Genomic DNA, 25,855 nt, shown 5'->3' on the forward strand with positions numbered 1-25,855 from the left:
TCGGAGAGCCTGCTCCGCTCTTTTGCTCAGACATTGTGATGCATCTCCTTACCTACCTGGGATTGAAAAATTTCCTGGTACACGCCGCACGTTTCCATAAGCTCCTCATGCTTGCCCAAGCCGACGATTCGGCCTTGGTCCATGACGATAATTTTGTCCGCATCCATAACGGAGGTGATCCGCTGGGCGATAATGAGACAGGTCAGGCCCTGCGCATACGTTCTCAGCGCCTCCTTAATGTTGGCTTCCGTAGCTACGTCAACCGCGCTGGTACAGTCGTCGAGAATGAGAATGTCCGGCTTGCGGACCAGCGCCCGCGCAATCGAAATGCGCTGCTTCTGCCCGCCGGAGAAATTGACCCCGCGTTGCCCCAGCATCGTGTCGTAGCCTTCCGGGAAGGCAGCGACGAAATCGTGCGCTTCCGCCATTTTGGCGGCATGCTCGATCTCCTCCCGCGTGGCCCGCTCGTTGCCGAAACGGATGTTGTCCAGGACGGAGCCCGTGAACAGCACCGTTTTTTGCGGGACAACCGCAATCGTTTCCCTGAGCCGCTGCGGATCGACCTCGCGCACATCCTTGCCGTTCACTTTGACCGTTCCCTGCCCGGCGTCGTAAAACCGGGGTATCAGGTTGATCAGGCTGCTTTTGCCCGAACCGGTCGAGCCGATAATGCCGACCGTTTCCCCGGGCAGGCAGCTGAACGTAATGTCGCGCAGCACAGGCTCGCCGTTCGAGCCCGCATAGGCGAAGGACACCTGTTCGAAATCGATACGGCCCCGCATCGTTTCATCCTTTGGCTCCACAGCCGGCGCCGCCTCGGACCAGGTCATCGTGTTCTGCTCTTCGAACACTTCGCCGATCCGTCCGGTAGAAGCCTTGGCGCGAACCAGCATGTTGAAAACCATCGAGATGGTCATCAGCGAAAATAAGATTTGTGTCATATAGTTTACGAAGGCAATGATGTGGCCAACCTGCATTTGGCCGCTGTTCACCCGCAAGCCGCCGAGCCAAATAATGGCCACGATCCCGAAATTGACCGTCAGCGTAATTCCCGGACTGAAGATAGCCATGGCCCGCATGGCAAGGGTCGACCGCCTCCGGTACTCCTGGTTCACCCCGTCAAACTTATCGACCTCCGCGTCGAACCGATTGAAGGCCTTGACCACACGCACCCCCGACAAATATTCCCGCATCACCAGGTTAACTCGGTCCAAGGCATGCTGGACCCTCGTAAAGAAGGGAAAGCCGACCTTCATATTCAGCGCGATCAGCACCCCGACCACCGGCACAACGATCAGCAGCACGACGGCGAGATGGGGATTTAGGCGGGTTGCCATAATCAAGCTGCCGATGCACAGAAGCGGGGCTTTGGCAAAGACCCGCATCAGTCCGTTGACAAACGTCTGTACCTGCGTGATGTCGTTCGTTAAGCGCGTAACGAGCGAAGCCCGGTCGAACCGGTCGATATTTTCGAATGAAAGCGTTTGTATTTTGCGGAATAAATCCGATCGCAGCTCGGCGCCGAAGCTTTGAGAGACCCGGCTGGAGACGATATTGCGCGACGAGGCCGCCACCGCTCCCATCGCCGTGACCAGGAGCATCAGACCTCCCATCTGCAGCACCACATTCATCTGACGGTTCGCGACGCCGACATCGATAATTTTCGCCATAATCGTCGGCTGCAGCAGGTCCGCGCACGCCTCCAGCGTGACAAAGAAAATGGATACGCAAAACAGCTTCCAATACTTTTTGATATACTTGTTCATAAATCTCATTTCGCGCTCTTCCCCCTACTGCTCTTCATTCGGCACAACCATCGCCCGGATGGCGTCAAATGAAACCGGCGTATAGTTCCAATGCTCCACGCTGACGTTAATATACTGCTTCCCTTCATACTTCTGTCCGTGAATGTGTCCGTGGATGTTGGCGTAAGGCATCTGTTTATTCATATACATCGGTTCGTGGGAGAGAAAGAAAAATCCGCCGTAAACGATCGGATGCTCGCTAACCTCCTGGAAGCCCGCTTCCAGCCACCAGGTCCTCGGCCGTCCGCGGTCATGGTTGCCCATAATCAGCATTTTGTAGCCGTTTAACCGGGAAAGAATGCCACTCGTCTTCTCCTGATTCAGAAACGAAAAATCGCCCAAATGAAATACCAGGTCCTCTTGGCCCACGACCTCATTCCATTTAGCTATCATCGACTCGGTCATTTCCTCTACGCTGCCGAATGGCCTGGACTCGAAATCAATAATCTGCTTATGCCCAAAATGATGATCCGAAATCAGATAAACCTTCTGCATATCCGTCCTCCTCTCTTCTATAATTATGCTTGATTCCGTACAAGACTTACTTCTTTAGAATAAGCAATCCGACTTCCCTCTGCAACCAAAACATGGATCATTTGACCCGCATAAAAAAAACACCCTGTTAAGGGTGCTTTTGGGGGACTAGGCTTCCGTCCGGACCGCCGCAGTCCCAGGCTGCCGCTCCGGCAATGCCGTACGATTGTCTGCACGGCCCCTGTTCCGGTAACGGTGAAACGCGATTCCGAACCCGATCCAGATCAGTCCAACCGTCAATGCGTTCGCATCCAGCAGCGACAGCAGCCAGCCGATAAAACCGGCGCCTACGAGCGGAAACACGAGGTAGAGCAGCGTCTGCTTCAAGGAACGGCGCTTTTCACGAACAAATTTTTGCGCAATGACTGACAGGTTGACGAAGATAAAGGCGGTCAGCGCGCCGAAATTGACGAATTTGACGGCCATATCGAGACTGATGACCAACGCGAGCAGCGAAACGAGCGTGACTAGAATAATATTGAAGGCCGGCGTCTTGTACCTCGGATGCACATAGGCGAACTGCCGCTTAGGCAGAATCGAGTCTCTTCCCATCACATACAGCAGACGGGAGACGGTCGTCATGGACGAAAGCCCCTGGGTAAAAATCGCCATAATCAGCACCGTAATAAACACTGAGCTCAGCAGCGTGCCCCCGATGTTCTGCACCAGCTCGAAGCCCGCGGCGTCCACGTTCGCAAATGTCATGCCAGAAAAGCTCATCTGCGTCAGGATTGATGGCCCCATATAGAGCACAATGGCCACTAAGATGATCATCATAATGGCTCTTGGAATCGTCTTCTTCGCATTTATCGTTTCCTCCGACATCGTGGTGACTGAATCGAATCCGAGGAAGGAGAAGCAAATGATGGAAGCGCCTGATAGAAAGGACCGGAAGCGGGACGTCCGTCTGGAACACGGAATGCAACGGCTGGTCCGAGCCGAGCAGCCGGATACCGAGCACAGTGCAGAAGACCGCGATAAAGAGCATCTGTATCAAGACGAACACTTTGCTAAGCTGGGCGGAAAAGTTGATTCCCAGCAGATTGACGACGGCCAGGGCTGCATTCAACACGACGATGCACAGCCAGGAGGGAATGGAAGGAAACTGCGCATGGACATAGATGCCGAACATCAGGCAGGCAATGATCGGCGAGAACAAATAGTCCAGCAGAAGCGCCCAGCCGACCAGGTAGCCGATATAAGGATGGAGCGCCTTCTTGGCATAAACATAAGCGGAACCTGAGGTCGGATGGGACTTAGCCATGATACCGTAGCTGTATGCGGTAAAAAAGATCGCAATAAAAGCAAGCGCATAAGCTTGAACCAGCATGCCATGGGAGGTTTCATACGCAATCCCGTACACCGAGAAATAGATCATCGGCGTCATCCAGGCTAACCCCAGGAATACGACTTGATACAAGGTCAGTGATTGGCGAAGCTTCGTTTGCGTTGGCATCGTGCAGCACCCTTTCTTATAAAAAAATAAAGCCCGGGAGATATCAGCAAACGATATCCTCCCGGGCTTTTATCCCTCCGTGAACACAGCCTTCAGGCTGTGCGTTTTCTCTCGGACCTGGCCGGCATGCTGCTGCTTACCGCGGAACCCTAGAAAACTTTACATAGTAATCGACGGTTCAAGCTTCCATTTCACAGTTAACTTCCATTCACTTCAATAATCAGAATGAGACAATCAACTTTAATAACCAAGGCAAGATGTACGTTACTTTCTTTCACAAGAATACTTGCGTTTAGATCGAAATCAAGCCAAAATATCACATCTCTTCGCGAAAGGAAGAATACATCTTGTTTTATGTTAGATAATATAACATAAAATGATTTATTTGAAAAGAATTACTTTTTCGTATGTAATCGCGTCACAAAAAATCACAACAAAAAAACCCGCCTCTTTATAGTTAGAGACGGGTTGGACTGTAAACTTTTAGTGGATGTTTGCTCTCCTGATGACGTAATCCTCCGGCCAGGCAAAGAAGTCGCGGCCCAGCGTCAAGCTCAGCGATACCCGAACAACCGGATCCGTTAATAAGGCGTCCGCCAAGCCTTTCGATACGGCCAGCTCATTCTCCCGCACTCCGGTCTTAAGGAATAGGCGGATGCTCCGGTCTCCGGCCGAGTTGACCAAATCCAGGAAAGGCGCGGACAGCTGCTCCGCCGTTTCCCCATACTGCAGCGGGCGGTCGACCCGGTAAAACGCCTGATCGTTTTCGATCCGGTCGACGATCAGATCCGGCACGCCGGCCGCAGACGAAGTCAGCTTCAGCTCCAGCACCGGATGATCCGACCGGTCAATCGGCCTTGTATCTTTCAGCGCCGCGGTATTGGAAGCGGCATCCCACCCCACTTGCACGCCGAGCTTCTCGGCAGTATCTCGCAGCGGGACAAACACGACGCCGTCGTAAACGAACGGCATGTGCTCCGGCGAATATCTTTTGCCGTCCACCTTAGCCTGCACGTCCGAGTATGTGACGCCGGCCTCGAACGGCTCGTTGCCCGGCGGAATCCCCCGGGAGCCGGTCCAGAACGCGGCCTGCGCCTGATCCCCCTGTGCGGCGATGCCCGCCCATTCCGAGCGCAGCAGAATGTCGTACCGCTTCGCCTCCTCATTCCAGACCGTCACATAGCCCAGCGTATCCCGGAAAAACGTCGCCGGCACATACAGCATGTCTTTATAAATGAGCGAGCCCGGCGTTACCGGAATAGTCCGGCCGTCAAGCGTAACGGTGACTTTCGACCCGGGATACAGCGTCACCCGACGCTCCCCGGACTCCGGCAGCGGCATAGCCGCCTCCAGCTCCTTCACAATCGCCAGCCTGCGCAACGCCTCATCCCCGGCGAAGACGCTAAAAGCACCCGCAGCAGGATAACCCGCGCGGTTGTCGGCAAACACCAGATAGCTCGTTCCCGGTACAAATTCGACGCCGCAGCGGTCGCTGTCTACCGGAGTCAGCACCGTCCGGGTGTATCGGCCTTTCAGATTCGTATCGACGACAAAGGTAGCCATGCGGAACAGCTCGCCGCCAAAATACACGTCCTCCACCGTATTGACCATTCCGTAAAATACTTGATTCGCCGCCGAATAATCATACTCCGGGGTGGTGACCTCCCCTTTCGAGCAAGCATACGCTTTCTGGGGACTTGAAGGCAGCCCGGCAGGAACCGCTCCCATAACCAGGATTGCCGCCGTCAGGCAGCCAAGCATCTTTTTCTTCATTCCTTACGCTCCTTTTGGTACGGCACCAGAAAATTTCTTCCAGCGGATCGGATGCGCCCGCGGTTTTCTTGCGGGTCTTGAGCACTAAGTCCTGCTTGAAGATAGGCTGAAATCTTTAGTACAGTATATTGGCGTCAGGCTTGTTCTAGAATGCGAAGAACGAGATGCAGGCCTGCTGACTGCGGCTTTCGTCCGAAGCCAGCGCTCCACGCTTCACATGAATTCCGTAAGCTTCCGCTGCCGAAACTCCATAATAAAAAGCCGCATCCCCGGAGGGTGCGGCTTCCTGCTTTACATGAGCTGATTAGTCCGTATTCTGAAACTTAAACGTTCGGGCGATATATAAGACCGGCGTCCCCGCAGCCGAAATCATAAATTTCAGCACATAGGTGGTCAATAGAATCTGCCACCAGACGTCAATCGGGTACACGCCGTAGAAGGCGATCGAGCAGAAGACCAGCGAATCGATAAACTGGCTCAGCCCCGTGCTTCCATTAATCCGCAGCCAGAATTGTCCGCGTTCCGGAAATTTGCGCTTCAGCACGCTGAAGACGCGCACATCGAGAAACTGGCTGATTAAATACGCGCAGACACTGCCGAGAGCAATCTGCGGAGCCAACCCGAAAATCGTCTTCAGCGCCTCCTGTGAAATGTCCTCCTGCTGCGGTACGAAGACAAGCACCATCTGCATCATGATAGTGGATGCAATGAGGCTGAAGAAGCCGAACCAAACCGCCTGCTTCGCCGCCTTGGCGCCGTATTTCTCATTCAGCAAATCCGTGCTCATGTAGATCGAAGCATAAACCGAATTGCCCAGCGTCATAACGAAGCCGAAAATTTCAATCGTTTTGACGACCTGGATGTTCGCCAGCACCGTGGCAAAAGCAACCCAGGCATACAACCCCTTGCGCCCGAACAGCCTGTAGCTGATCAGGAACAGCGCAAAATTGACGATGACGAACGCAGCGCCCCAAGCCAAATTAAACATAGTCCTCTCTCCCTAGTTTTGATCACGCGGGATGGTTTCGAACCGCGACCGGCGCCTGAACGGCCCGCCGGTTAAGCCGGATCGGCATGGTATACCGAAGGCATTATTGTATCACGGCGTCTTTATTCCGGCAATCCATAGGATCTAACTATGAAAACTATAGCTTTTCGCTCTTGGACGCGCAGCGGTTTTTGGGTTAAATTTGAAGGAAATATGTCCACGGAAGGGAAGGCCTTACGAAATGATGCAATCCGTATTAACGACGCTGTTTCAAGTCATCGTGCCCTTGTCCATTCCCGTTATCGTCGGGGCTCTGCTGGCACGGTACAAACAATTGGAAACGAAGCCTCTGCTGACGCTGTATCTGTATTTTCTAAGCCCGGCCATTATTTTCGAAACTTTGACCACAGCCGAGCTCTCCTTCGACGACGTATACAAAACCTGTGCCTTCTCGCTGCTCAATCTCCTTGTGCTGTGGGCCGCCGCCAACCTGATAGGACGTCTGCTCAAGCTCCCCTCCACGGAAACCGCAGGCGTGACGCTCGTATCGACTTTTACGAACAGCGTCAATTACGGCCTGCCGCTTGTCCTCCTTGCATTCGGAAAGCTGGGGCTGGACAAGGCATCCGTCTATGTCATCGCGCAGATGGTCATCGTGAACACGATCGGAGTCTATTTCGCGGCAAGGTCGCAATTTTCCATCAAAAATGCAGTGAAATCCGTCTTTTCCCTGCCGGCTATTTACGCGGCGCTGCTTGCCTTTCTCCTTAGAGCCTTCGAACTGCATTTCCCCGCGGGCATAGAAAAAGGAATCGCGATGGTTTCCCAAGCGTATTCCCCTGTCGTGTTAGCTATATTGGGCGCGCAAATGGCCAGTGTCCGAAAAACGGAATACGACCCCGGCATTCAAAAGGCTTTCTGGACCGGCATGACGGTCCGCTTGCTCCTGTCTCCGCTGCTTGCCTGTCTCGTTCTCACCCTGCTGCAGGTAAAAGGCACCTTATTCTCCGTCCTGCTCATTCTGGCTTCCATGCCTGCGGCGGTCAATGCCGGCATTCTGGCGGAACGCTTCAACGCTTCCCCGAAGATGGTGACCAAATGTATCCTGTGGACGACCCTCGCGTCGTTCATCGTGCTGCCCGTTCTGATTGTCTGCGTCAAATAACCGGCTACAGCCGATTCAGATCCTTGAGCAGCCATTCGTTCGTTCCGTCTCTGGACAGGAACCAGACATGCGTAAATTTTCCCTGCGGCTTATACAGCAGATGCTTTTCCCGCAAAATATCCGACATCCCGAAGGACGGCGAGGCATTGCGGATCAGCAGCGCGATCGGATATTCCGTCGCGTACGTGCTGATCTTCGCTTCCTTGATCTGAATCCGGTAGTTTAATTCTTTTACCAGCAGCTCGATCAGCTCCTGGCTGTGCGCGTGGTTTTTGGAGCGTCCCAGCAGCCGCTTGGCTTCCTCCGAATCATAGAATAAGTGGGTAATTTCCATCCCGAGCTGCCGCTGCAGCGGATCCTGGATCTGCAGCACGGCATCGGGACGCTCCCGCTGGTAAAGCAGCCTCAGCTTGGGTGTATGGTTCTGGTTGTAAATCCCGATAAAAATAGCGGCCGCAGCGCGCTCCAAATCGTGTTTTTCCCGATTATACCTCAGCATAGGGCCCCTCCAGACGCCGTTCCATCAGCCAGCAATCCCGCATCTTTCCTTCGTGCCATTCGTGGCCGGGCAGCAGCTTGACCTTGCGGAACCCGCACTTTTCGTAGCAGGCGACAGCCCTGCCGTTCCATGTCTGCGGATCCATAACCACCCGCTCCGCACGATGCCGTTCCTCCAGGTGCCGAAGCATAGAGCTCACTAGCCGCCGTCCGACTCCCCGGTTCCAATAGGCAGGCTCCCCGATAAACTGGTCCATTCCGAAAATCCGTTCTCCGGCAGCCGGTTCCTCCAAACCGTATCCCCGGATTCCCTCTTCATCCAGCCTGTAATATTGTATGTATCCGATCGGGCAGCCGTCATACTCAACAATACAGCGAAATACCTTGTCATCCCCGCTGTAAAAATGCGCCTGCACCCTCTCATCGGTTTGCGGACGATCCCGTCCTTCATAATATTCGAGCACGACCGGGTCGTTCAGCCACCGGTGCAGCAGAGCCGCATCCGAAGGAAGCAGCCCGCGGACAGTCAAAGGATTGCTGCGGTACACAACCGGGCTGGCGCCGGTACGGACATATTCCAGCAAAAATGCCCGATCCTCGGGATAGGTCAGCTCCAGAAGCTCAATCTCCTGCGCACTCTTCCACTGGATGTCATAAATCAGCTCATCCGGATCATGAAGTACGGGCGAGCCTCCGATCAGCTCCGCCTCAAAGTATTTCACCTTGTATAATATACCGCGGCTGACGCCGCCTTTCTCATGCAGATAACGGCCAACCTTCGCTTCGTATCCCGTCTCCTCCCATACCTCGCGGGCGCAGCATGCCTCATAGGTCTCGTCCCCTTCGGCCTGTCCGGACGGGACGAGACCAGCGCTTCTCCTCATCCTTCCTTCCCTGAAGAATCATTAGAAGCTCCTTCTTCTCATTGACGCAAATTGCCGCTGCGCCTCTCCATATGCTCATAGCGTTTGCTCCTTTGTTCGGGTCGTGCGAATACTTTTATTATAGGGTTCATGATTTCCCTTTTCCAGCCGAGAGGCACCTTCGTTGAAAAAAGATCGGATCGCGCAAAAAAATAGCAAGAGCCGCGTTTCACCGCGGCTCTTGCTTCTGTCCTGATGCCCTTAGTTCTCCAATTGTATTTATACTGCGATATATCCCTTTCGAAAAAAAATGTAAAATTTTTACTTTTTTAATAAATCAAGAAGATGTATGTATCGCCTTTATCTGTTTCTGTTATTGTCGCTGCTGGTGTTGCTGCTATTGTTGCTGCTGGTGTTGCTGAGATGAGATCGTCGGTTTCGATATCGAGAGTACCAAAGCTCGTTTTTGCCGTTTTTGCCGTTACTGCAGTTTTACTGCTTTTGCTGCTTCTATTATTGCTATTGCTATTGCTACTGCTACTCCTCTGTTACTGCTCTGTTACTGCTATTGCTACGGTTGCTACTGCTCTTTCTACTGCTCATTTTACTGCTCTGCTACTGCTATTGCTACGGTTGCTACTGCTCAACTGCTGCGCGCTGTCAGCTTGAATGTATTGGTAGCAACCAATGACATGGCGTACACGACCAACGACACGATGATGGAGACGAACGCTACCCAAGGAAGAGCATAGCCCTCATGGTTCATAAATACATAGACCCCCTGCCCGCAGATAGCCATACACAGCAGACACAGGACGGTTTTCAAATATCTTCGGCTGTCCAGCGAGAAGCCGATGTGGGTGGCTATTGCCAGAAAATTCAGCATCGTAATGATGCAAATTCCGAAGTTGATGCCTGTCGCCACCCCGTAAATTCCCCATTCTGAGCCGAAAAAGAAGATCGCCGCCGCCTGAAGCACCGTGCTGATCATAAAATTCCACATAACCGTCCGGACCCGCCCGACCCCAAGAAGAATCGCGTGCAGAGGCTCTTCGAAATAATGCAGCAGGAAAAAAGGCGCCAGCAGCTTCAGCAGGCTCCCTGCCTCCGGCGCATGATAGAGTACGGTGGTCAATGGGATCGCCCACATATACAAGATTAACGTGCACGGAGCCCCGACGATAAAGGCTAACTGAATCGCCTGATCGATTCTTTGATGGATCAGCCGGCGGTTGCCCGCCGCATTCGCCTCACTGATCGACGGGATGAGCGCAGTGGATAACGAGCTCATAATAAAGGTTGGAAAGACCAACAGCGGAAAAGCATAGCCCATCAGGAGACCGTACTGCTTCGTTGCCAAAGCGGTGCCGATTCCCGCAATCGCCATGCTTTTAATGACCAGCGCAGGCTTGAACGCCCGGTAAATCGAATGGATAAAGCCTTGGCCGGTGGATGGAAGACCGATGTTCAGCAGCTCATTCAGCGTATGCTTCTTGCTGGGCAGCGGCAAGGAAGCCGTGCCGTCCGCTCCTGTCCGGTTGCTTTTCTTTTTGTATACAATATACATAAAAAGCAAATACAGCAGACCGCTGCCCTCGCCAATCACCGAACAGACCATCGCCCCGGCAGCCGCATACTCAAGCCCGTAAGGAAGCAGCACTTGCACCAGCGCTACGATGACGGTAATTTGAACAATGTTCTCTATAACATCGGAAATAGCGATGGGCTTCATATTTTGCTTGCCTCGAAAATATCCCTTCAGCACGGATGAAATCGCCACAAGCGGAGCGATGGGGATAATTGCGAGCATCGCATAGTAGGCTCTCTGATCGGCCAAAATGACGGATGCAATCGATTTTGAGCCCAAGAAGGTGCCGACCGTCAGCACAATGCTGATAGTCACCGTCAAAGTTAACGACACTTGAAGGATACGTTTGACTTTCCCCTCATTGCCCTGGGCTTCCGCTTCGGCCACCAGCTTCGAAATAGCTACAGGCAGGCCCAGGCTGGTCAGAGTAATCATCATCGGAACGAGCGGATGGGCCATCATAAGCAGTCCGATGCCCTCCGGCCCCAGATAGCGGGCCAGCAAAATACTGTTCAGGAATCCGATAATTCGCGTAATAAAGGCCGCAGCGGTCAAGATAAAGGTTCCCCGGACAAAAGATGATTGTGGTTTGGGCATTCGCGTACATCTCCATATCTATAGGCTTAACTCTATTCATATTCGACATGGAGACAATGTATGCGAACAAGCCGGGCAGCATGAAAAACCGTCCCACGGCAAATGCCGGGAACGGCTAAAGTCAAGAACGGTTAGATTCAGACCGTTCGTCTTACGGATAAGCGACATGCCCGCCTTCATGACGGATCAGTTCAACGGCCTCGATATAGTCCTCGTCCGGAACCTGAACGCTAAGCGAATACAGCAGCGCCCGGTCATCCACACCGTCCTCGTTGCGGTCGTGCGCCTCTTCATCCAGCGAGCGAAGTCCTACATAGGTTCCGGCCGCCGCCGCCCCGGTCGTTATTCCCGGAGCATAGCCGTTGCCAACGGGGCCGCCATACGTTCCCGCCGCAAATGCGAGCGGAAGCAGAAGGGGAATTTCCCTGTCCAACGGCTCCGGCAGGGCGCCGATTTCCAAATTCTCATGTTTGCAGGTCTGCAGCTTGACGCGAACGTCCTCCGCTTCATTTTCCGTATGGAAATAAGCTTGAATCTGTCTCATGGTTCAACACGCTCCTTTGGGATGGAAAATCGGAACTATCGTACTTCCATTACCCGGTTCAGAGCGGATTGAACCGGACGAGCCGTGTCATGACCGAACCCGTCTTCCGGCTGCGTACATGCGCTGCTGTCAAGCTTGAGTTCGATTCCAACGGGACTTGACTGCTATAAAACTTGTCCCGGTTTCTCGATAGCAATTGTGCTGCAAGCAAGCCCGGCCCGGTGTCTCGCGGACACATGCAGCTGCTATAAAACGTGCTCCGGTTCTCGCGAGCATATGTACTGCTGTCAAGCTTGGTCCGCTTTCTATAGCACATATGCAGTCGTTAAAATAACCCCACAAAGTGGGGCTTATGCTTCGAAGCGGACTCAGGTACTTTGCGGGGACCCCGAAAACATATAAATTCTGGCGTTTAAAAAAGGGATGGCTGCGGACACGCCCTCAGCCATCCCCTTTTCTTACTGCTTCACCGTCTTGTTGTACTGCTGAATTTTGGAGGTAATTTCCTTTGCAGCGCCGTCCAAAGCGTCCTTCGGCGACTTTTTATTGTTCAGCACTTCCTCAATCGCGCCTTCGACAATTTGCCTCGCTTCCGGGAACACGCCCATGACCGCGCCCTGTGTAGCGGTATTCAGCTTCGTTTGGTGCAGCTGGTCGATGGCGGTCTGGAACTGAGGGAATTTTTTCAGATTCTCCTTCACACTGTCCTCATCATAAGCTTTTTTCGTAATAGGGAAGTAACCGGTGTTAATGTGCCAGTAGGCCTGCTCCTTGGGCGAAGTCAGGAACTTGATGAAATCCCAAGCCGCCTTCTGCTCGTCGTCCGGACGGTTGTTCATCATCCACAGGCTTGCGCCGCCGACGACAACACCGCCTTCCTTCGCATCCGCAGGCTTCGGCAGAAAGCCGGTGCCGACCTCGAATTTGCCGCTTGCGCTGTCCACGAGCCCTTTGAGGGCAGCTGTAGATTCGAGAATCATCCCCACCTGGCCGGCAGAGAACGCTTTCTTCGAGTCGTCCGTTTTCCGTCCGAGATTGTTGGCCGCCTTGGAGTCGATCAGATCCTTCCACCAGGCCAACGACTTCACCCCCGCTTCCGAGTTCACCAGCGATTCAGTGGCAAGCGAGGTCCAGGCCGTTCCCGTTGTTGACATATTCCGCGCCCTGGTTGGCGAAAAACTGCTCAAGGAACCAGCCGTAAATGGCAAAATTGGCGCCGGTCGCTTTCCCGGTTTTTGTAATGGCGTCGGCGGCGGCCTTTAACTCCTCATACGTCCGGGGAGGCTTAGCCGGATCGAGGCCCGCAGCTTTGAACAAGTCTTTGTTGTAATAAAGGATCGGATTGGACGTGTTGAACGGCATCGAATACAGCTTGCCGCCGAACGTATAATACCCGGCAATATTCGGCTCCAGCTGCGAGACGTCCCATTTGTCCGCGTCAATAAAATTTTGCATCGGCGTAATCGCTTTGGAATCGACCATAAACCGGCTGCCGATTTCATACATTTGCACGATGGACGGGCCGTCATTGGTTCCCATCGATGCTTTCAGCTTGCTGAGCAAATCGTCGTACGTGCCCTGAAAAACAGCTTCGACCTTGACTTTGTCCTGCGAGGCATTGTAGTCCGCTACCATCTGATCGACGACCTTCGTGTTGGAGCCGCCCATCGCATGCCAGAAGACGACCTTCTTAGGAGCGGATGTCTGCGCGCTGCCCGGCTTCGTTTCCTCTGTCTTCTTGCCCCCGTCTGCGCTTTCCCCCATATTGACGTTACAAGCGGATAATAAAACCATCATCGACGCCAGCAGTATCCCTGCCGTTTTTCGTTTCCCCATTGTCTCTTCGTCTCCTCGCTTCGCTATAATGTGAATGCCTATCTATGATAAGTCTGTCCTTTAGGAACAGACGGATCACCCGCAGCCGTCAGCCTTTCACCGCTCCCGCCGTAATCCCGCGCACCAGCTGCTTGACGCCGAAGGCCAGCAGAATAAAGGACGGCAGCAGAACGAGCGTAACTCCGGCCAGAATCAAGTTCCACGACATTACCTCCGCATGCTGCAGCATCGCAACGCCAATCTGCACCGTTCGCATAGAAGGCCGGTTCGTAATCAGCAGAGGCCATAAGTAATGGTTCCAGTGCGTCAGGAACACATATACCCCCAGCGTAGACAATGCCGGACGGGACAGCGGAAGCACGATCGAGAAAAAGTTGCGCAGATGGCCGCAGCCGTCGATTCGCGAGGCGTCGAACAGCTCTTGAGGCAGCTGCAGAAAAAATTGGCGCAGCAAAAATACGCCGAAGGCCGAAGCCATAAACGGGACGATCAGTCCTTGATAGCTGTCCATCCAGCCCCAGCTTTTAATAGCCAGATAGTTCGGGATGATCGTCACTTCCCAGGGAATCATCATCGTAGCTAAAAATAGCGCGAACAGCAGCTTTTTGCCCGCAAAATTCAAGAAAGAGAACGCATAAGCCGCCATGCTGGAGGTGATGACCTGGCTGAGCATAATCGCCGTCGAGACGATAAAGCTGTTCAATATAAAGCGGACGACCGGGAAGCTCTCCACCGCCTCCTTGAAATTGCCCAGGTACAGATGGGAAGGAAACAACGGCGGAGGGAAGTCGGATACTTCCTTCTCCGTCATAAAAGACGAGAATACCGTAAAGATCAGCGGATACAACACGGCAAGCGACAGCACAATCAGCAGCAGATACAGCAAGGGGGGCGTGATTCGTTTGGCGGTCATTGATAATGCACCTTCTTTTCCAAAACTTTAAACTGAATCAGCGTCAGCGCCAAAATAATAACGAACAGAATCAAGGCCTGCGCACTGCCCGTTCCGAAACGAAAATTAATAAACGCATCCTGATAAATCGAGTACACGACAACATTGGTGGAGTTCATCGGACCGCCTTTGGTAAGCACATGAATTTGACCGAAGGTCTGAAACGCCCCGATAACCGAGACGATTAATGCGAAAAAAAGGGTCGGGGACAGCAAAGGCAGAACGATCTGGATAAACGTCCGAATAGGCCCGGAGCCGTCGATTTTAGCGCTTTCATAAATTTCCTCCGGCACTCCCTGCAGACCGCTCGAGAGGACGATAAACAGAAAGCCCATATTCATCCAGACCGTCATCAGAGCAATGGACGCAAGCGCCCAGGAAGGATCCGTCAGCCACGGAACCGGCGCAATATGAACCCAGCTCAGAAAATAATTGAGCATGCCTGCGGTCGGATGAAACAACAGAAACCAGATGATCGAACCGGTGCCGACAGAGATGACGATTGGGAGGGAGAAGATGAATTGAAATACCTTCATCCCCTTCAGTTTATTGTGCGTAAGCGCTGCCAAAATTAATGACCAAACAATAGAGGTAGGTACCGTAAGCAGAATAAACAGCAGCGTGACCTCAAGGTTAGAATAAAATTGCCCAGATGTTAATAAGTCCTTGAAATTATCCAGACCGACGAATTCGGCCACCCTCCCTCTGGGGTCGGTAACCGTCATACTCAAATACACCGAGCGGAGCATCGGATAGAACAAGAATGTGACAAACAAGATCAAGGACGGCGCTAGAAAAAAATAAGCCAGTACATTCTCTCCGAGTCTCCTCCTTTTTAACTTAAGTGAAGCGCTTTCATTTGTCCTTTGGTTAAAATTATTTACTTGGACTGACAATCGGCATACCCCTTTCTCGCATTCTCAGCAGGTGTTTTAGGGAATAAAAAAACACATAAAATGCTTGTCTCAGTTGACATAGCAGCTTATGTGAATCTCCATTTTCTCCATCACAGCTATTAACTTGATCTAATGATACATGCAAATTATGGATATTGTCAACCAATCATTTACAAAAATAATTATACGATAACAGCCAGCTGCCGCTTGTTTGTTTGCGCTTTCAAAATGAAAAAATTCAAACAAAAAAGCCGCAAGGCGCAGCTTTCCTGTCAGCAGCACAATATTTATACAAATTGCACGTTTATATTATAAAAGAGCTCTTCCTTCTCCTGCTTGCGAAGCTGAAGCTGCAGTACCCCATCCTTATATACCGCCCTGCAGCTGGAAGGAATTACCGGATGCAGCAGCTGAATTCGCTGCTCCGCGTCCCTGTCTTTTAGGCTAAGCCTGATTTGCGTAGCGGCCGCTTCCACCTGTAACCGCTTGGCCTCCGATGGGTCGGAGACGTAGACTTTTACCGTTACATGCTGTCGGGTCTCCGTCGTCTCCACATCATAGCCTTTCGAGCCGGCGTGCAGATCCGACTTCGGGAGCGTTTGCTTCAGGATGTTATGCACATACTGCTCCACCCATGAAGCATCGAATCCGGAGGAGGAACGTGGATTACGCTTCATCCGATGCGCCCCCTATCCTCATAAACCTACGGTTGCCGTAGGCTGATCGATCAAGGAAGGATCCAATACATTATTAACATTGGCTCCGTTTAATGTATTCACCAGATTCCCGGTATTGCTTCCGCCCTGCCCGGAGACCGACTTGGTGCTGGAGGTGGGTGAAATGCTTAACGTATCGCCGAAGTTCACCGTTCCGCTGTTGCTGTTGATATTGACGGACAATACGATCGATGGCAAAGAAGCTCCCTCCCGTCTGAATGAAGTTATGACGATTTTGTAGGCTCTTCTCTCAGTAAATGCCGGATATGCTTAATTCGTGACTGGGCCGTTAATTCCTCGCTCGATCCGATATGGGCAATGGAGGAGGAGGAGGTGATGAATACGTTAATATCCTGGACGACAATGTTAGGAGAAACGTTCGTACGCGTCATCCGCAGGGGCTCGTCAACGACCGGCTGCAGGAGCGGTCTGGCAAAGATCTGGTAATCGAAGAAATTAAACTCGCTCTGGATATAAATCGATTTCTCGCGCTGGACCGCTATAGTATAGTTAAGCGGCATCATCTGCCGGGAGTCCCCCACCTCAAGCATAGTGGATGCCCCCACCGTATTGATTTTGATTCTGCCGACGGCGGAAATCCGTTTGTGCATCCGACTCACCCTCCGTCCCTTGCGCTTATGCTTATAGCTTATTCAATAAAAGGAATCGTAACGCCTACAATCATTTTCTCCGGAGGAGTATCATAAGCGCTTAGCAGGGAAACGGCACGGATGTCCCCCACCAGAAATGTGGATGAGGTACTCAAATACGTAATATCCATTTTACCGATAACCAAATCTCCATTAATCACATTGAAGTCCATGTTAGGTGTCGTACTCCTTTCGAGGCAAATTTTGGATAAACGCTTCGAAGGTCTTCTCGATATCCTGCTTGACTTCCTCTATGATCGAACGTTCCTTATCCTCCATCGGCTCCGGATGCTTCTGCAAATAATAGCGGATGCGCTCGTCAATCTGCTTTTTGACATCCTCTACAATGAATTTGCGGTAAGGCTCATCCAAAGGATAGCGGTACTGCTGCTCCATCTTCTCCAGCGCGCGATAAGCATCGCTGCTCAAATACTGCTGGACCTGGTCCATGAATATCCTGAAACATAGGACCGTACTGTTCACTCCCCGGCGGTGTGCTGACGGACTGGCCAACGGCAAATTCCTCGATGGATGAATCTTTATCGCCCGGATTGGGATTAAGACCGATATTCAGGGTCCCTTCCAGCTTTTCGACCTTCAATAGATCGAACCGGTATTCATTATTAATGACGGGCTGCTGCTGTGCGCTTTTCTTTTGAAGCTCCTTCACTTCCTTATCCAGATCATCAAGCCTCGATGTCAATTGTTGGATTTGTTGATTTTGGTACTGCAAGTATTCGTTCACCTGCTGAATATAACGCAACCATTCCTGGCTCCAGTAGTACATTCCCATCAACCTCTCCTTACGGCACTATAGACTTGGCTCTGTTAAAGGAATAAAAGGAATGGTAGATGCCGATGACTCCGCAGTGGGTGCCGGCTCCTTGAACCCCCCCGTATTATATAGCTGTGAGAGGGGCTTAATGATTCCAGCACTGCCGATTTGAAGTACGGAAGAGTTAGAAATTGCCTCCACTTTAAAGGTATGAATGACAATATTCTGGTTGATGAAAAAATTCATTGCTTCCATCCTCCTCTAACCAGGTTCGGGGTCCGGCGTGCCGATCGCTCTTTCCTCGTAGGCGAAGCTGCCGTACACATTAACGACGCTGGGTGCGTTGGTAATGTTTAGCGTGTTCCCGGAATTGAATGAACTGCCTCCGGCATATGTTTTACTGTACGTACTCGGAGATATAATTCCGACATCGCCTACATTCATCACACCGCTGACGATATTGATGGAGATCGCACCTACAATAGCGGGCATAGTTTTACATCCTTTTTAGTTAAAATGTCCTTATTTTATTTCTATGAAGGAACTTTCGGCGTATTCATCTATTTATGAAGGAGTGTCTGCAATGAGGATGACCGTCAAAAATAAATGTATCCGCGTCGGCTCCATTAAAATCAGCGGGGTGGGCAGCTCTTCCCTCGTCCTGATCGGAGATGCCGAGGTCATAACCTGCTCCTCGTATTTCGATACCCCCGCAGATTCGCTTATTTACAGTCCGGCCGTGCCGCTCATCCCGCCTTTCAGGGAGCTCCCTGCGGCTGCTGCTACGGACGCGGCACCGCCGTCAACGCCTCATTAGCCCCGCGATGAGCGTATGCGGGCATCTTGCTTCTTGCGGCAAAAGACCGCTTCAAGGCGGCACGGCCCCGCTAGCGGGCTTCGTCAGTCGCCGCCGCCCGAAGGCCGTTACAGCCTGCCAAGGAACGCCTGCATCCGTTCCAGCGCTTCCTGCAGCTTAGGCAGGGAGGTGGCATAGGAGCAGCGGATAAAGCCTTCGCCCCCCGGCCCGAAGGCATCTCCCGGCACCGTCACCACCTTGCTTTCCTGAAGCAGCCGCTGAGCGAACTGGTCCGACGTCAAACCGGTGTGGGCGATTGACGGAAAGACGTAAAAGGCGCCAAGCGGTTCATGGCATGGCAAGCCGATCTGCCGCAGCCCCTGCACGATCATCCGCCTCCGCTGGTTGTAGGAATCGATCATGTGATCCTTCTCCTCCAGCCCGTTTTTGAGCGATTCGATCGCCGCAATCTGCCCCATGATAGGAGCGCACATCAGCGTGTATTGATGAATTTTGAGCATAGCGGCGATGACCTCGGGGTGCCCGCATGCATAGCCTACTCTCCAACCTGTCATGGCAAAGCCCTTGGAAAACCCGCTCACCAGCACGGTTCTCTCCTTCATGCCCGGCAGCCCGGCCAGGCTGACATGCTTGCCTTCGTATGTCAGCTCGGCGTAGATTTCGTCGGAGATGACCAGCAGATTGTGCTCCACGGCGAGCTTCGCTATCGGAAGCCAGTCTTCATAGGTCATGACGGCTCCGGTAGGATTATTCGGATAGCACAGAATCAGCACCTTGGATCTCGGTGTGATCTTGCTCTGCAGCGCTTCGGCCGTCAGCTTGAATTGATCCTCGGCACGGGTCTCGATCTCTACCACCATGCCTCCGCTTAAGGCCGTGATCGGCGCATACGAAATATAGCAGGGCACCGGCACGAGCACCTCGTCGCCCGGAGTAATGACCGCGCGCAAAGCCAGGTCGATCGCTTCGCTGCTGCCGACCGTAACCATAATCTCGTCCGCCGGATCATAATTCACCTCAAAGCCGGATGACAAGTATTCGGCAATCGCCTCCCTCAGCTCCGGCAAGCCCGCATTGTGCGTATAGGTCGTTCTGCCCTGTTCCAGCGAGCGGATGCAGGCGTCCCGGACCGCCTTCGGCGTTACAAAATCCGGCTCGCCGACGCCGAGCGAGATGATATCCTTTTGCCCGTCGATCAAATCGAAAAACTTCCGTATGCCTGAAGGCGGCATTTCCCTTACTACCGGTGAAATCAGCTCTCTTATCGAATGATTAGACATATCCATCCATCCTCTCCGTTATGTGAAAAAACAAAAAAACCCGCCCCTGACAAGGGACGAGTTTATACCCGTGTTACCACCCTAGTTTCACCCCGAACGGAGTGACACTCTGCTCACATATCCATCAATACGTGTTCCTTGTAACGTAGGAAATACGGCATAGCCTACTAATTTCAGCTTGCTTCTCGGAGATGGCTTTCGGCAGACATTTGAACGTTGGTTTTCAGCAACCCCAACTCTCTGTCAGAACAAATGGACGGCTTACTCTTTCTCTTCTTCGAATTTAAAGGTACCGTTATGAAATTTAAGGTAATCATAAACAGCGCAGGACGGTTTGTCAATAGTCAAATATCCGGCAGAAAGCACAAAATCAAAAGTCAGATTTTGTGACATGAAAAAGAAAGGAAATATGACTTGCTATCTTTTAAAAAATTTTCCTTTTTATAACGAGCACGTCGAGAACTCAGCGGCGTTTGGCTTGTCCCTAGCAAAAGGACCGACCAGTAATCATGAGGCCACTGAAAAAGTCATTGCTACGAGTACGGAATATTCTTACGATCGCTGTTGTCTCTGTATTTCTCTGATTATATTCCGCTTGTAGCGGTTGAAATCCAGGGACAAAGGCGAACGCTTACGCTTCTACAGAACATTTCCGTACCCTCTGTAAGTTCTTCAGTGGCCTCGTAATCATTGGCCGGTCAGTTCGTATGTGAAGTATTTCTTACACTCCCCTATGAAAGGGGTATAAGCTCCCGGATCGACAAGCTTGCAATGCCTGAGCGAAGCGGCTGGCAGCCTGCTTATTTTTCCACGTTGCTCGTGCTCGCATCCGTCTCCCGCAGCTGAAGCTTTGCATGAACCAGCGTATTATTCTCGATCGTATACTTCGGCGCCCCGGCTCCCGCGTAGATCGTCGAGATCCCCTGGGCAGGAAGATTGGTCGTTATCGTATTGCCGCGGATCACGGCCTCCTTCACTGCGTACGGATTGTTTCTCGTCCAGTAATCCCCAATAATGACAGCGTAGTCCGTCGCCGCGGCCATCCGCTCCGATACGATCTCGTTGTTCTCGAACCGGATGCTTTGAGCTTGGACCGCCTTCAGCGCGAAGCGCCGGTTCAGCATCTCGAAGCTGGAGTTCGTCATTGTGAAATCCGCATCAGGATGTGTGACGATGATGCCTTCTTTCACCTTGAGCCGGCATTGGTCGAACACATATGCGCCTTCTCCATCCAGCGTAATTCCGCTCGTCGCCGACTCGATGTCGCACTGATTGTACGTGGCCGGAGGCAGATTCAAGCCGCTTGTCTCGCGTACCGTAAGCCCGTCGATCACGCTGCCGCTTGCGGCTCCACCCGAAAGGCCGGCCCCGATCAGCGTAATATGGCTCAGATGAACCGGCTGGAGCCATAAGGAAAGCTCCGCGCCGCCCTTATCGTTAATCAGCGTAATATTGGAGGCCGATATCCCGAACGGTTCCTTGCTGCTGATAATGAACTTGGAGTCGGTAAATGTCATGCCGTCCAGCGATAAGTTAGGCCCTTCCAAATGCGTCAGCGAATCGTTCATTTGGTTGCCGATAAAATGAACGTCATGGTAAGCGTAGATGCTGGTTCCATCAAAATGGTTATCCTTAACCGTAGCGCCGGTAAACGGAGGCGACACCGCCAATCCGATTCGTCCCTTGGAGCCGAAGCGGTTTCCTTCCACCGTGGCGTCATGTCCATCGTATAGGATCAAATCATACGCCGTGTTATTATAAAACTCGTTATTTTGAATAAAAATGTTCGTATTCAAGTGACCGTTCTGCCCGTAGCCGCCCTCCACATCAATTCCCGACTGAGGCGCCGCGCCTTTCATATCATGCAGCTTGTTATTCTTGATAGTAATCTGGTCGCCGCCTCCGACCGTAATCCCCTGCCTGCGGTTAAAAGCGAATTCGGAATTTTGAATCACCACCTGCTTGGATACGGCCCGCTGCCAAAATTCCACATAAGCTCCGGTGCTGACCGCTTGGTTGAACACCAGATGGAAATCGGCAGCTCCCTCCGGGATTTGCATAATTTGACGCATTGTCATATCGTGCAGACTCGTCAAGAACGTGCCATCCTGCTTATAAAAATAAATGTCAAAAACGGCCGGGAGCTTCTGCCTGTTCGACAATTCGAATTCCCTTTCGGTTTGGAAGATCGGATGATTGAAATGGAGCGGCGCCTTCGTACGGATTTTACCAGCATCCGCGATCATTTTGCCGCTGTCGTCAATCGCTCCGGAAACGAAGCTGTTCTCATACAAATCCTGCACCAGCGTTCCTTTGCCGCCGACCGCCAGCCCGTCGCCTGTGAAGTCAACCGCTTTAACGCCATCTACCGTTACATTGACGGCGCCTTCGATCACGATCCCGTACCCGCCTTCATGGGTGCCTCCGCTGGAGTAATCGTGGGTATCTTTATCCCCTCGGTAGGTGCCGCCCTTAAGGGTCACATGATTCGCTCCATACCCGACGTGCAGCGTCTGGTAGCCCGGCAGTCCATTCGTTTCCTTCCGAAGGACCGCTTGTTCGTCCAGCTCAAAGGTCATATCCGGCACCATATTGATGCGCGCACTCGGATCGGAAGGCCGCGCAGGATCTTCCTTCTTAATCAAATAGGTTCCGGCCGGAACCTTGAACGTGCTCTTCCCGTTGTTATGTGCCCAGACTAAGGCATCGTTGAAGCCTTTTGTCGTCTCCTCCGGATGCGTGCCGTCCTTGTAAATATGCCAGTCCTCAGGCACCAGCGTGTATACCGTATCGTCCTGGACAGAGGTTGTGCTTGAAGATGAGGCTGAGGCATCTGAGGCATCTGAGACAGCTGGGGCATCTGAGACAACCGAAGCATCCGGGGCCTCCGCCCCCGTTAGCAGAAATGCCAGCAGAAATGCAAAAGCAAACAAAGTATTTTTCATATTTCATTTCACCATTCTTTTATTCATATTTGGTAGCCGTTCAATTCCGATGGCAAGCAGCCTGATTCAATTTCAGCTCCATTATAGTCAATCTTGCCGCTGCAGCTCCACCTCACTTTCGAATTCGATTTGTGGTGCAGGATCATTTTACTATCATACCTCAGAAAGAGAGCATAATTTGTCAGTTTATGGAACGGATCCAGCGGCTTGAAACCCTGCTTTTCCGCCGCATATACATCAGAAATGACCTTCATGATAATAAAAAAACAGCCCACATAGGCTGCATTAGGCCTTTCCACCCTGCCGCATTACTCCTTCTTCGGTTCGAATGAACCAGAAATCCTCATTTTCTTCCGACCCTCCGAAATGGCTGAGGCTTAGGTAGGAATTTGCTCCCTAGCGTGCCTATTTCGCCTAAATAGGCGCTTTCCTGATTTTATGTAAATTTTGCATTGATTTTTCACTTATTGGAAAAAATCATATTAACAGATACTGGCGATAGATTGGTTAAAACGCAGGTTGGCTGGAGGTAACAGGATGATTTTATTAACCGATCTCATATTTCTTGCAGTCACCTTGGTTTCGAAATCCCGGCGCCAATGGCAGACTTATTTTGAGACGATGCTGTTTGTTTCGTTCTTAAATCTTTTATACAATTTTTTGTGCAGCAACTATTTAATCTGGTCGTTTCAGCCGGACATACTGAGCAGCCATACTATGACCGATCTTACAAATACAATCATTTTGCTTCCCTGCATCACGCTTTTATATCTTAACTATTTTCCTGATATCTCCATGAAGCGCAAGGTATTCTACTATGTTGCTTGGGTCGTTTTGTTGTGCCTTATCGAATATACTTGGCTGCATTTCGGAAAAATCAGTTATCATCACGGCTGGAGTTTTTATTGGTCGATCGGGTTCTATTTCGCCATGTTCTTCATGATCCGTTTCTTCCATACGCATCGCGCTAAAGCATTACTGCTTTCATCCGCCATCATCGTTTTATTGCTTTTTTGGTTTAAGATTCCTGTTTTTCAAAGATGAGCAATTTACTAATAATAAAGAGATCGTTGGATCGGCCCCTTTTTAGCGCTACTTTGAAATATAAAAACTATTGTTAGTAAAGCTTGCAGTCAAGCCAAGCTCCTCAACGGCAAACTTCCAGGTCATTGGAAAATAATTAACATCGTTCAGGACAAGCAAAGGATATTCCTCGCTCGAGTTATCGATCCATACGTCGTTCACATAAACATTAAAATCAGGAAGCTTCGCATACAGCTTGGATGCGGGAACGCCTGCATCCGGGTTTAGTTTGGCCGCTTTCGCCTCCGACTTTCTTACAACAAAGCCGACATCGGCGTCCCATTTGGTTTCAAGTCCTAACGCTTGCGTATAATTCCAGGTCATCGGAAAATAAGTAATATCCTTGTATTCGATCACCGGATATTTCGATGTGGAATTACCTGCTGGCCATTCACATAAACAGGATAGGAAGGCAGGCTCACTTTGACGGCGCCGTCAGGAATAACCTCTTTAGGAGTTGTATACACCGGTGAACTGCTGCCTGTAGATGAGGAACCGGAGCTTGACGATCCGCTGCTGCTTCCCCCGCCATTATGATAATGGTACTCTCCGTACTTCAGTCCCCATTTCTCACAGTTGGTCCGGCAATAATGTCCCCCGTTAGCGTCCGTCCTGCCCGGGTGAGCACCTGCAATGGAAGAAAAAGACAAGCTGAGTAGTGCAAAAGAAACAATAATTTTCTTGATTTTCATGGTAATATCCTCCTGAATTGGTTCAAATGACCTAGAAAATAATACCATGAAAGATAAATAGCGGCAATTATTATTTTGAAAATCGGGACAAGCTTGCCCGCACCCTGCTCCACCTTACAGCCAATGGGACAGCATCCAACCGATAGCTTTATTTACATCCAGCGGATGCCGGAGAATGATACTGCCCCAAAGCACAGCCCCCAACGTCGTTAGGCCGAAAAAAAGCCCCATTTCCTTCTTTTGGGACGGGCTCGCTCTTAATATCCAGAACCCGCCTATGTGAAAAAAAATATACAAAAGAATCAGCAGAGTCATGTTGCCGTCTCCCTCTTCCGGAACCGGCCTTTTTTCCTCATCCGCGCACATATAATCAAGACGGCAGGGATCACGATAGCGTACAACGCATAGTAGTTAAACAAATACATTTTCACCCAATTCACATTTTCCACGATATTCTTGAAAAACAGCGCATACGCCGAAATAATCCAGATGAGCGGATAAGCGACAACCCCGCGCTCCTTCACTTCGAATAGCTGGCAAATAGCCAGAACCGCACAGTAGAACAATAAGCTTAATTTAATGCATACGATCAGAAGAATGTTGATGGAAAGCACCGATTCCAGATGCTCGATAAAGTTCGTAAACTCCATCTCACGAAAAATAATGAATATCGGGTAGATGAGATGCGAAGCACGCTCCACGCCTAACACGCCGATCGTAAATAGAATACTTAACGTCAAATTGATTCCAGCAAACCCGATTCCGGAGAGAAAGGCAAGGTTTAAGCGGCGTCCGGCAAACGGGAAAATCATCATAAAGGAAACGGCCTCCATAAAAGGGAACGCAAGTGCATAACGGGTGTTTAAAAACGTCTCCCAAGGGTGAAAAACATAAGGCACGTTGAAGTTCTGCCAATCCCATTCTTGAATCATGATGGAAAAGGGAATCCAGAAAGGCAGAGTTAACAGCAAGCTCAACAACTCGCATACCATGGCGATCGATTCGATCCCTTTGACCACAGCATAGGCGCAAACGGCCAGGATCATGATATTGAAGACAGAAAGAGGCGTACGCGGCATCACATTAATGTGCATGAAATCGCTCATGTTGCGCGTAACCCAGGAAGCGATCTGAATGAAGAAGAGAACGTACAGAAGGGAAACGAAGCCTCCCGCCCATTTACCCAGCACCTGTACCGCGATCTGGACAATGCTTAGTCCCGGAAATTTGCTGGACAGGTACAACCAGAGTCCTCCCAATATTATCCCGTACAGGAACGCCCATATAAAAACAAGCCAGCCATACTGCTTGGCGTCGGCAATGAGACTCCCGGGCAATAAGATAAACGAAGTCCCAATGATAAATACCAAAGTAAGATTAAAGAGTTGCCAACCGCTCAAAT

At 51.3% G+C, this 25,855-nt stretch carries 28 protein-coding genes, 3 pseudogenes, 1 riboswitch and 1 other annotated feature; of the genes and pseudogenes, 3 read left to right on the top strand and 28 right to left on the bottom strand.

Annotated elements, in window-relative coordinates; genetic code table 11:
• Positions 1 to 26: 26 nt before the first annotated feature.
• From ACHHV8_RS21940 to ACHHV8_RS21965, 6 genes and pseudogenes are all read right to left on the bottom strand, one after another.
• Positions 27 to 1,775 carry an ABC transporter ATP-binding protein gene (locus ACHHV8_RS21940; protein ID WP_395161572.1) on the bottom strand — a complete coding sequence of 583 codons (1,749 nt, stop codon included), beginning with the start codon at positions 1,773 to 1,775 and terminating at the stop codon, positions 27 to 29.
• A gap of 15 nt (positions 1,776 to 1,790) precedes the next feature.
• On the bottom strand, positions 1,791 to 2,300 hold the full coding sequence (locus tag ACHHV8_RS21945; RefSeq protein ID WP_395161574.1) for a metallophosphoesterase: 510 nt from the start codon (positions 2,298 to 2,300) through the stop codon (positions 1,791 to 1,793).
• A gap of 147 nt (positions 2,301 to 2,447) precedes the next feature.
• Positions 2,448 to 3,302, bottom strand: coding sequence for an APC family permease (locus ACHHV8_RS21950; RefSeq protein ID WP_395163586.1), 855 nt, complete (start codon positions 3,300 to 3,302; stop codon positions 2,448 to 2,450).
• 19 nt (positions 3,303 to 3,321) lie between these two features.
• Positions 3,322 to 3,795: pseudogene (locus ACHHV8_RS21955) on the bottom strand (APC family permease); the annotation flags it as partial.
• A 56-nt stretch (positions 3,796 to 3,851) separates the two neighbouring features.
• Positions 3,852 to 3,959, bottom strand: a riboswitch (guanidine-I (ykkC/yxkD leader).
• 319 nt (positions 3,960 to 4,278) lie between these two features.
• Positions 4,279 to 5,568: a stalk domain-containing protein gene (locus ACHHV8_RS21960; RefSeq protein ID WP_395161576.1), complete on the bottom strand. Its 1,290-nt coding sequence runs from the start codon at positions 5,566 to 5,568 to the stop codon at positions 4,279 to 4,281.
• A 304-nt stretch (positions 5,569 to 5,872) separates the two neighbouring features.
• On the bottom strand, positions 5,873 to 6,556 hold the full coding sequence (locus tag ACHHV8_RS21965) for a queuosine precursor transporter (RefSeq protein ID WP_395161578.1): 684 nt from the start codon (positions 6,554 to 6,556) through the stop codon (positions 5,873 to 5,875).
• Between the two features lie 241 nt (positions 6,557 to 6,797).
• Between ACHHV8_RS21965 and ACHHV8_RS21970 the strand changes: the two genes are divergently transcribed.
• Positions 6,798 to 7,721 carry an AEC family transporter gene (locus tag ACHHV8_RS21970; RefSeq protein ID WP_395161580.1) on the top strand — a complete coding sequence of 308 codons (924 nt, stop codon included), beginning with the start codon at positions 6,798 to 6,800 and terminating at the stop codon, positions 7,719 to 7,721.
• Between the two features lie 4 nt (positions 7,722 to 7,725).
• Here ACHHV8_RS21970 and ACHHV8_RS21975 read toward each other — a convergent pair whose 3' ends face one another.
• The 16 genes and pseudogenes from ACHHV8_RS21975 to ACHHV8_RS22050 form a co-directional block, all read right to left on the bottom strand.
• Positions 7,726 to 8,220, bottom strand: a complete 495-nt coding sequence (locus ACHHV8_RS21975; protein ID WP_395161582.1) for a hypothetical protein — start codon at positions 8,218 to 8,220, stop codon at positions 7,726 to 7,728.
• Positions 8,207 to 8,767, bottom strand: a complete 561-nt coding sequence (locus tag ACHHV8_RS21980; protein WP_395163587.1) for a GNAT family N-acetyltransferase — start codon at positions 8,765 to 8,767, stop codon at positions 8,207 to 8,209. The genes ACHHV8_RS21975 and ACHHV8_RS21980 overlap by 14 nt, the downstream gene beginning before the upstream one ends.
• A 6-nt stretch (positions 8,768 to 8,773) precedes the next feature.
• A pseudogene (locus ACHHV8_RS21985) lies at positions 8,774 to 9,182 on the bottom strand (NUDIX domain-containing protein); the annotation flags it as partial.
• A gap of 543 nt (positions 9,183 to 9,725) precedes the next feature.
• Complete coding sequence (gene spoVB, locus ACHHV8_RS21990; protein ID WP_395161584.1) at positions 9,726 to 11,267, bottom strand: stage V sporulation protein B; 1,542 nt, start codon at positions 11,265 to 11,267, stop codon at positions 9,726 to 9,728.
• A 151-nt stretch (positions 11,268 to 11,418) separates the two neighbouring features.
• Positions 11,419 to 11,811, bottom strand: a complete 393-nt coding sequence (locus ACHHV8_RS21995; RefSeq protein ID WP_395161586.1) for a hypothetical protein — start codon at positions 11,809 to 11,811, stop codon at positions 11,419 to 11,421.
• 458 nt (positions 11,812 to 12,269) lie between these two features.
• Positions 12,270 to 13,575: pseudogene (locus ACHHV8_RS22000) on the bottom strand (ABC transporter substrate-binding protein).
• A 160-nt stretch (positions 13,576 to 13,735) separates the two neighbouring features.
• A complete protein-coding gene (locus tag ACHHV8_RS22005) occupies positions 13,736 to 14,560 on the bottom strand; it encodes a carbohydrate ABC transporter permease (protein ID WP_395161588.1) in 825 nt (274 codons plus the stop codon).
• Entirely contained in the window at positions 14,557 to 15,408 is an 852-nt protein-coding gene (locus ACHHV8_RS22010; RefSeq protein ID WP_395163588.1) for a carbohydrate ABC transporter permease, read from the bottom strand. Before ACHHV8_RS22010 ends, ACHHV8_RS22005 begins: the two co-directional genes overlap by 4 nt.
• Positions 15,409 to 15,782: 374 nt before the next feature.
• A complete protein-coding gene (locus ACHHV8_RS22015) occupies positions 15,783 to 16,172 on the bottom strand; it encodes a CS domain-containing protein (RefSeq protein ID WP_395161590.1) in 390 nt (129 codons plus the stop codon).
• Between the two features lie 18 nt (positions 16,173 to 16,190).
• Positions 16,191 to 16,409 (bottom strand): spore germination protein, encoded by a 219-nt coding sequence (locus tag ACHHV8_RS22020; RefSeq protein ID WP_395161592.1) that lies wholly within the window; start codon positions 16,407 to 16,409, stop codon positions 16,191 to 16,193.
• A 26-nt stretch (positions 16,410 to 16,435) separates the two neighbouring features.
• On the bottom strand, positions 16,436 to 16,822 hold the full coding sequence (locus tag ACHHV8_RS22025; protein ID WP_395161594.1) for a spore germination protein GerPE: 387 nt from the start codon (positions 16,820 to 16,822) through the stop codon (positions 16,436 to 16,438).
• A 38-nt stretch (positions 16,823 to 16,860) separates the two neighbouring features.
• Positions 16,861 to 17,034, bottom strand: coding sequence for a spore gernimation protein GerPD (locus ACHHV8_RS22030; RefSeq protein WP_395161596.1), 174 nt, complete (start codon positions 17,032 to 17,034; stop codon positions 16,861 to 16,863).
• A 1-nt stretch (position 17,035) separates the two neighbouring features.
• Positions 17,036 to 17,257 (bottom strand): spore germination protein GerPC, encoded by a 222-nt coding sequence (gene gerPC, locus ACHHV8_RS22035; RefSeq protein ID WP_395161598.1) that lies wholly within the window; start codon positions 17,255 to 17,257, stop codon positions 17,036 to 17,038.
• Positions 17,226 to 17,654: a spore germination protein GerPC gene (gene gerPC / locus ACHHV8_RS22040; RefSeq protein WP_395163589.1), complete on the bottom strand. Its 429-nt coding sequence runs from the start codon at positions 17,652 to 17,654 to the stop codon at positions 17,226 to 17,228. Before gerPC (ACHHV8_RS22040) ends, gerPC (ACHHV8_RS22035) begins: the two co-directional genes overlap by 32 nt.
• 18 nt (positions 17,655 to 17,672) lie before the next feature.
• Positions 17,673 to 17,882: a spore germination protein GerPB gene (locus ACHHV8_RS22045; RefSeq protein ID WP_395161600.1), complete on the bottom strand. Its 210-nt coding sequence runs from the start codon at positions 17,880 to 17,882 to the stop codon at positions 17,673 to 17,675.
• A gap of 15 nt (positions 17,883 to 17,897) precedes the next feature.
• The gene (locus ACHHV8_RS22050; protein WP_395161602.1) at positions 17,898 to 18,128 is read right to left on the bottom strand and encodes a spore germination protein; all 231 of its coding nucleotides are present in this window, start codon (positions 18,126 to 18,128) and stop codon (positions 17,898 to 17,900) included.
• Between the two features lie 91 nt (positions 18,129 to 18,219).
• Here ACHHV8_RS22050 and ACHHV8_RS22055 point away from each other — a divergent pair, with 91 nt between their 5' ends.
• Positions 18,220 to 18,453 carry a hypothetical protein gene (locus ACHHV8_RS22055; protein WP_395161604.1) on the top strand — a complete coding sequence of 78 codons (234 nt, stop codon included), beginning with the start codon at positions 18,220 to 18,222 and terminating at the stop codon, positions 18,451 to 18,453.
• 107 nt (positions 18,454 to 18,560) lie between these two features.
• On the opposite strand, the gene ACHHV8_RS22060 is transcribed toward ACHHV8_RS22055, so the two are convergent.
• Positions 18,561 to 19,733: an aminotransferase class I/II-fold pyridoxal phosphate-dependent enzyme gene (locus tag ACHHV8_RS22060; protein ID WP_395161606.1), complete on the bottom strand. Its 1,173-nt coding sequence runs from the start codon at positions 19,731 to 19,733 to the stop codon at positions 18,561 to 18,563.
• Between the two features lie 49 nt (positions 19,734 to 19,782).
• Positions 19,783 to 20,020: a binding site (T-box leader), on the bottom strand.
• Between the two features lie 513 nt (positions 20,021 to 20,533).
• A complete protein-coding gene (locus ACHHV8_RS22065; protein WP_395161608.1) occupies positions 20,534 to 22,678 on the bottom strand; it encodes a right-handed parallel beta-helix repeat-containing protein in 2,145 nt (714 codons plus the stop codon).
• 537 nt (positions 22,679 to 23,215) lie between these two features.
• Here ACHHV8_RS22065 and ACHHV8_RS22070 point away from each other — a divergent pair.
• The gene (locus ACHHV8_RS22070; RefSeq protein ID WP_395161610.1) at positions 23,216 to 23,722 is read left to right on the top strand and encodes a CBO0543 family protein; all 507 of its coding nucleotides are present in this window, start codon (positions 23,216 to 23,218) and stop codon (positions 23,720 to 23,722) included.
• A 48-nt stretch (positions 23,723 to 23,770) separates the two neighbouring features.
• On the opposite strand, the gene ACHHV8_RS22075 is transcribed toward ACHHV8_RS22070, so the two are convergent.
• From ACHHV8_RS22075 to ACHHV8_RS22090, 4 genes are all read right to left on the bottom strand, one after another.
• The gene (locus tag ACHHV8_RS22075) at positions 23,771 to 24,118 is read right to left on the bottom strand and encodes a hypothetical protein (RefSeq protein ID WP_395161612.1); all 348 of its coding nucleotides are present in this window, start codon (positions 24,116 to 24,118) and stop codon (positions 23,771 to 23,773) included.
• Positions 24,115 to 24,453 (bottom strand): YHYH domain-containing protein, encoded by a 339-nt coding sequence (locus ACHHV8_RS22080; protein ID WP_395161614.1) that lies wholly within the window; start codon positions 24,451 to 24,453, stop codon positions 24,115 to 24,117. Before ACHHV8_RS22080 ends, ACHHV8_RS22075 begins: the two co-directional genes overlap by 4 nt.
• 114 nt (positions 24,454 to 24,567) lie before the next feature.
• The gene (locus ACHHV8_RS22085; protein WP_395161616.1) at positions 24,568 to 24,768 is read right to left on the bottom strand and encodes a hypothetical protein; all 201 of its coding nucleotides are present in this window, start codon (positions 24,766 to 24,768) and stop codon (positions 24,568 to 24,570) included.
• The gene (locus tag ACHHV8_RS22090) at positions 24,765 to 25,853 is read right to left on the bottom strand and encodes a GerAB/ArcD/ProY family transporter (RefSeq protein ID WP_395161618.1); all 1,089 of its coding nucleotides are present in this window, start codon (positions 25,851 to 25,853) and stop codon (positions 24,765 to 24,767) included. The genes ACHHV8_RS22085 and ACHHV8_RS22090 overlap by 4 nt, the downstream gene beginning before the upstream one ends.
• Between the last annotated feature and the right edge of the window lie 2 nt (positions 25,854 to 25,855).

It is taken from the genome of Paenibacillus sp. TAB_01 (genome assembly GCF_043945595.1).
In the GTDB taxonomy this organism is placed as follows: domain Bacteria; phylum Bacillota; class Bacilli; order Paenibacillales; family NBRC-103111; genus Paenibacillus_S.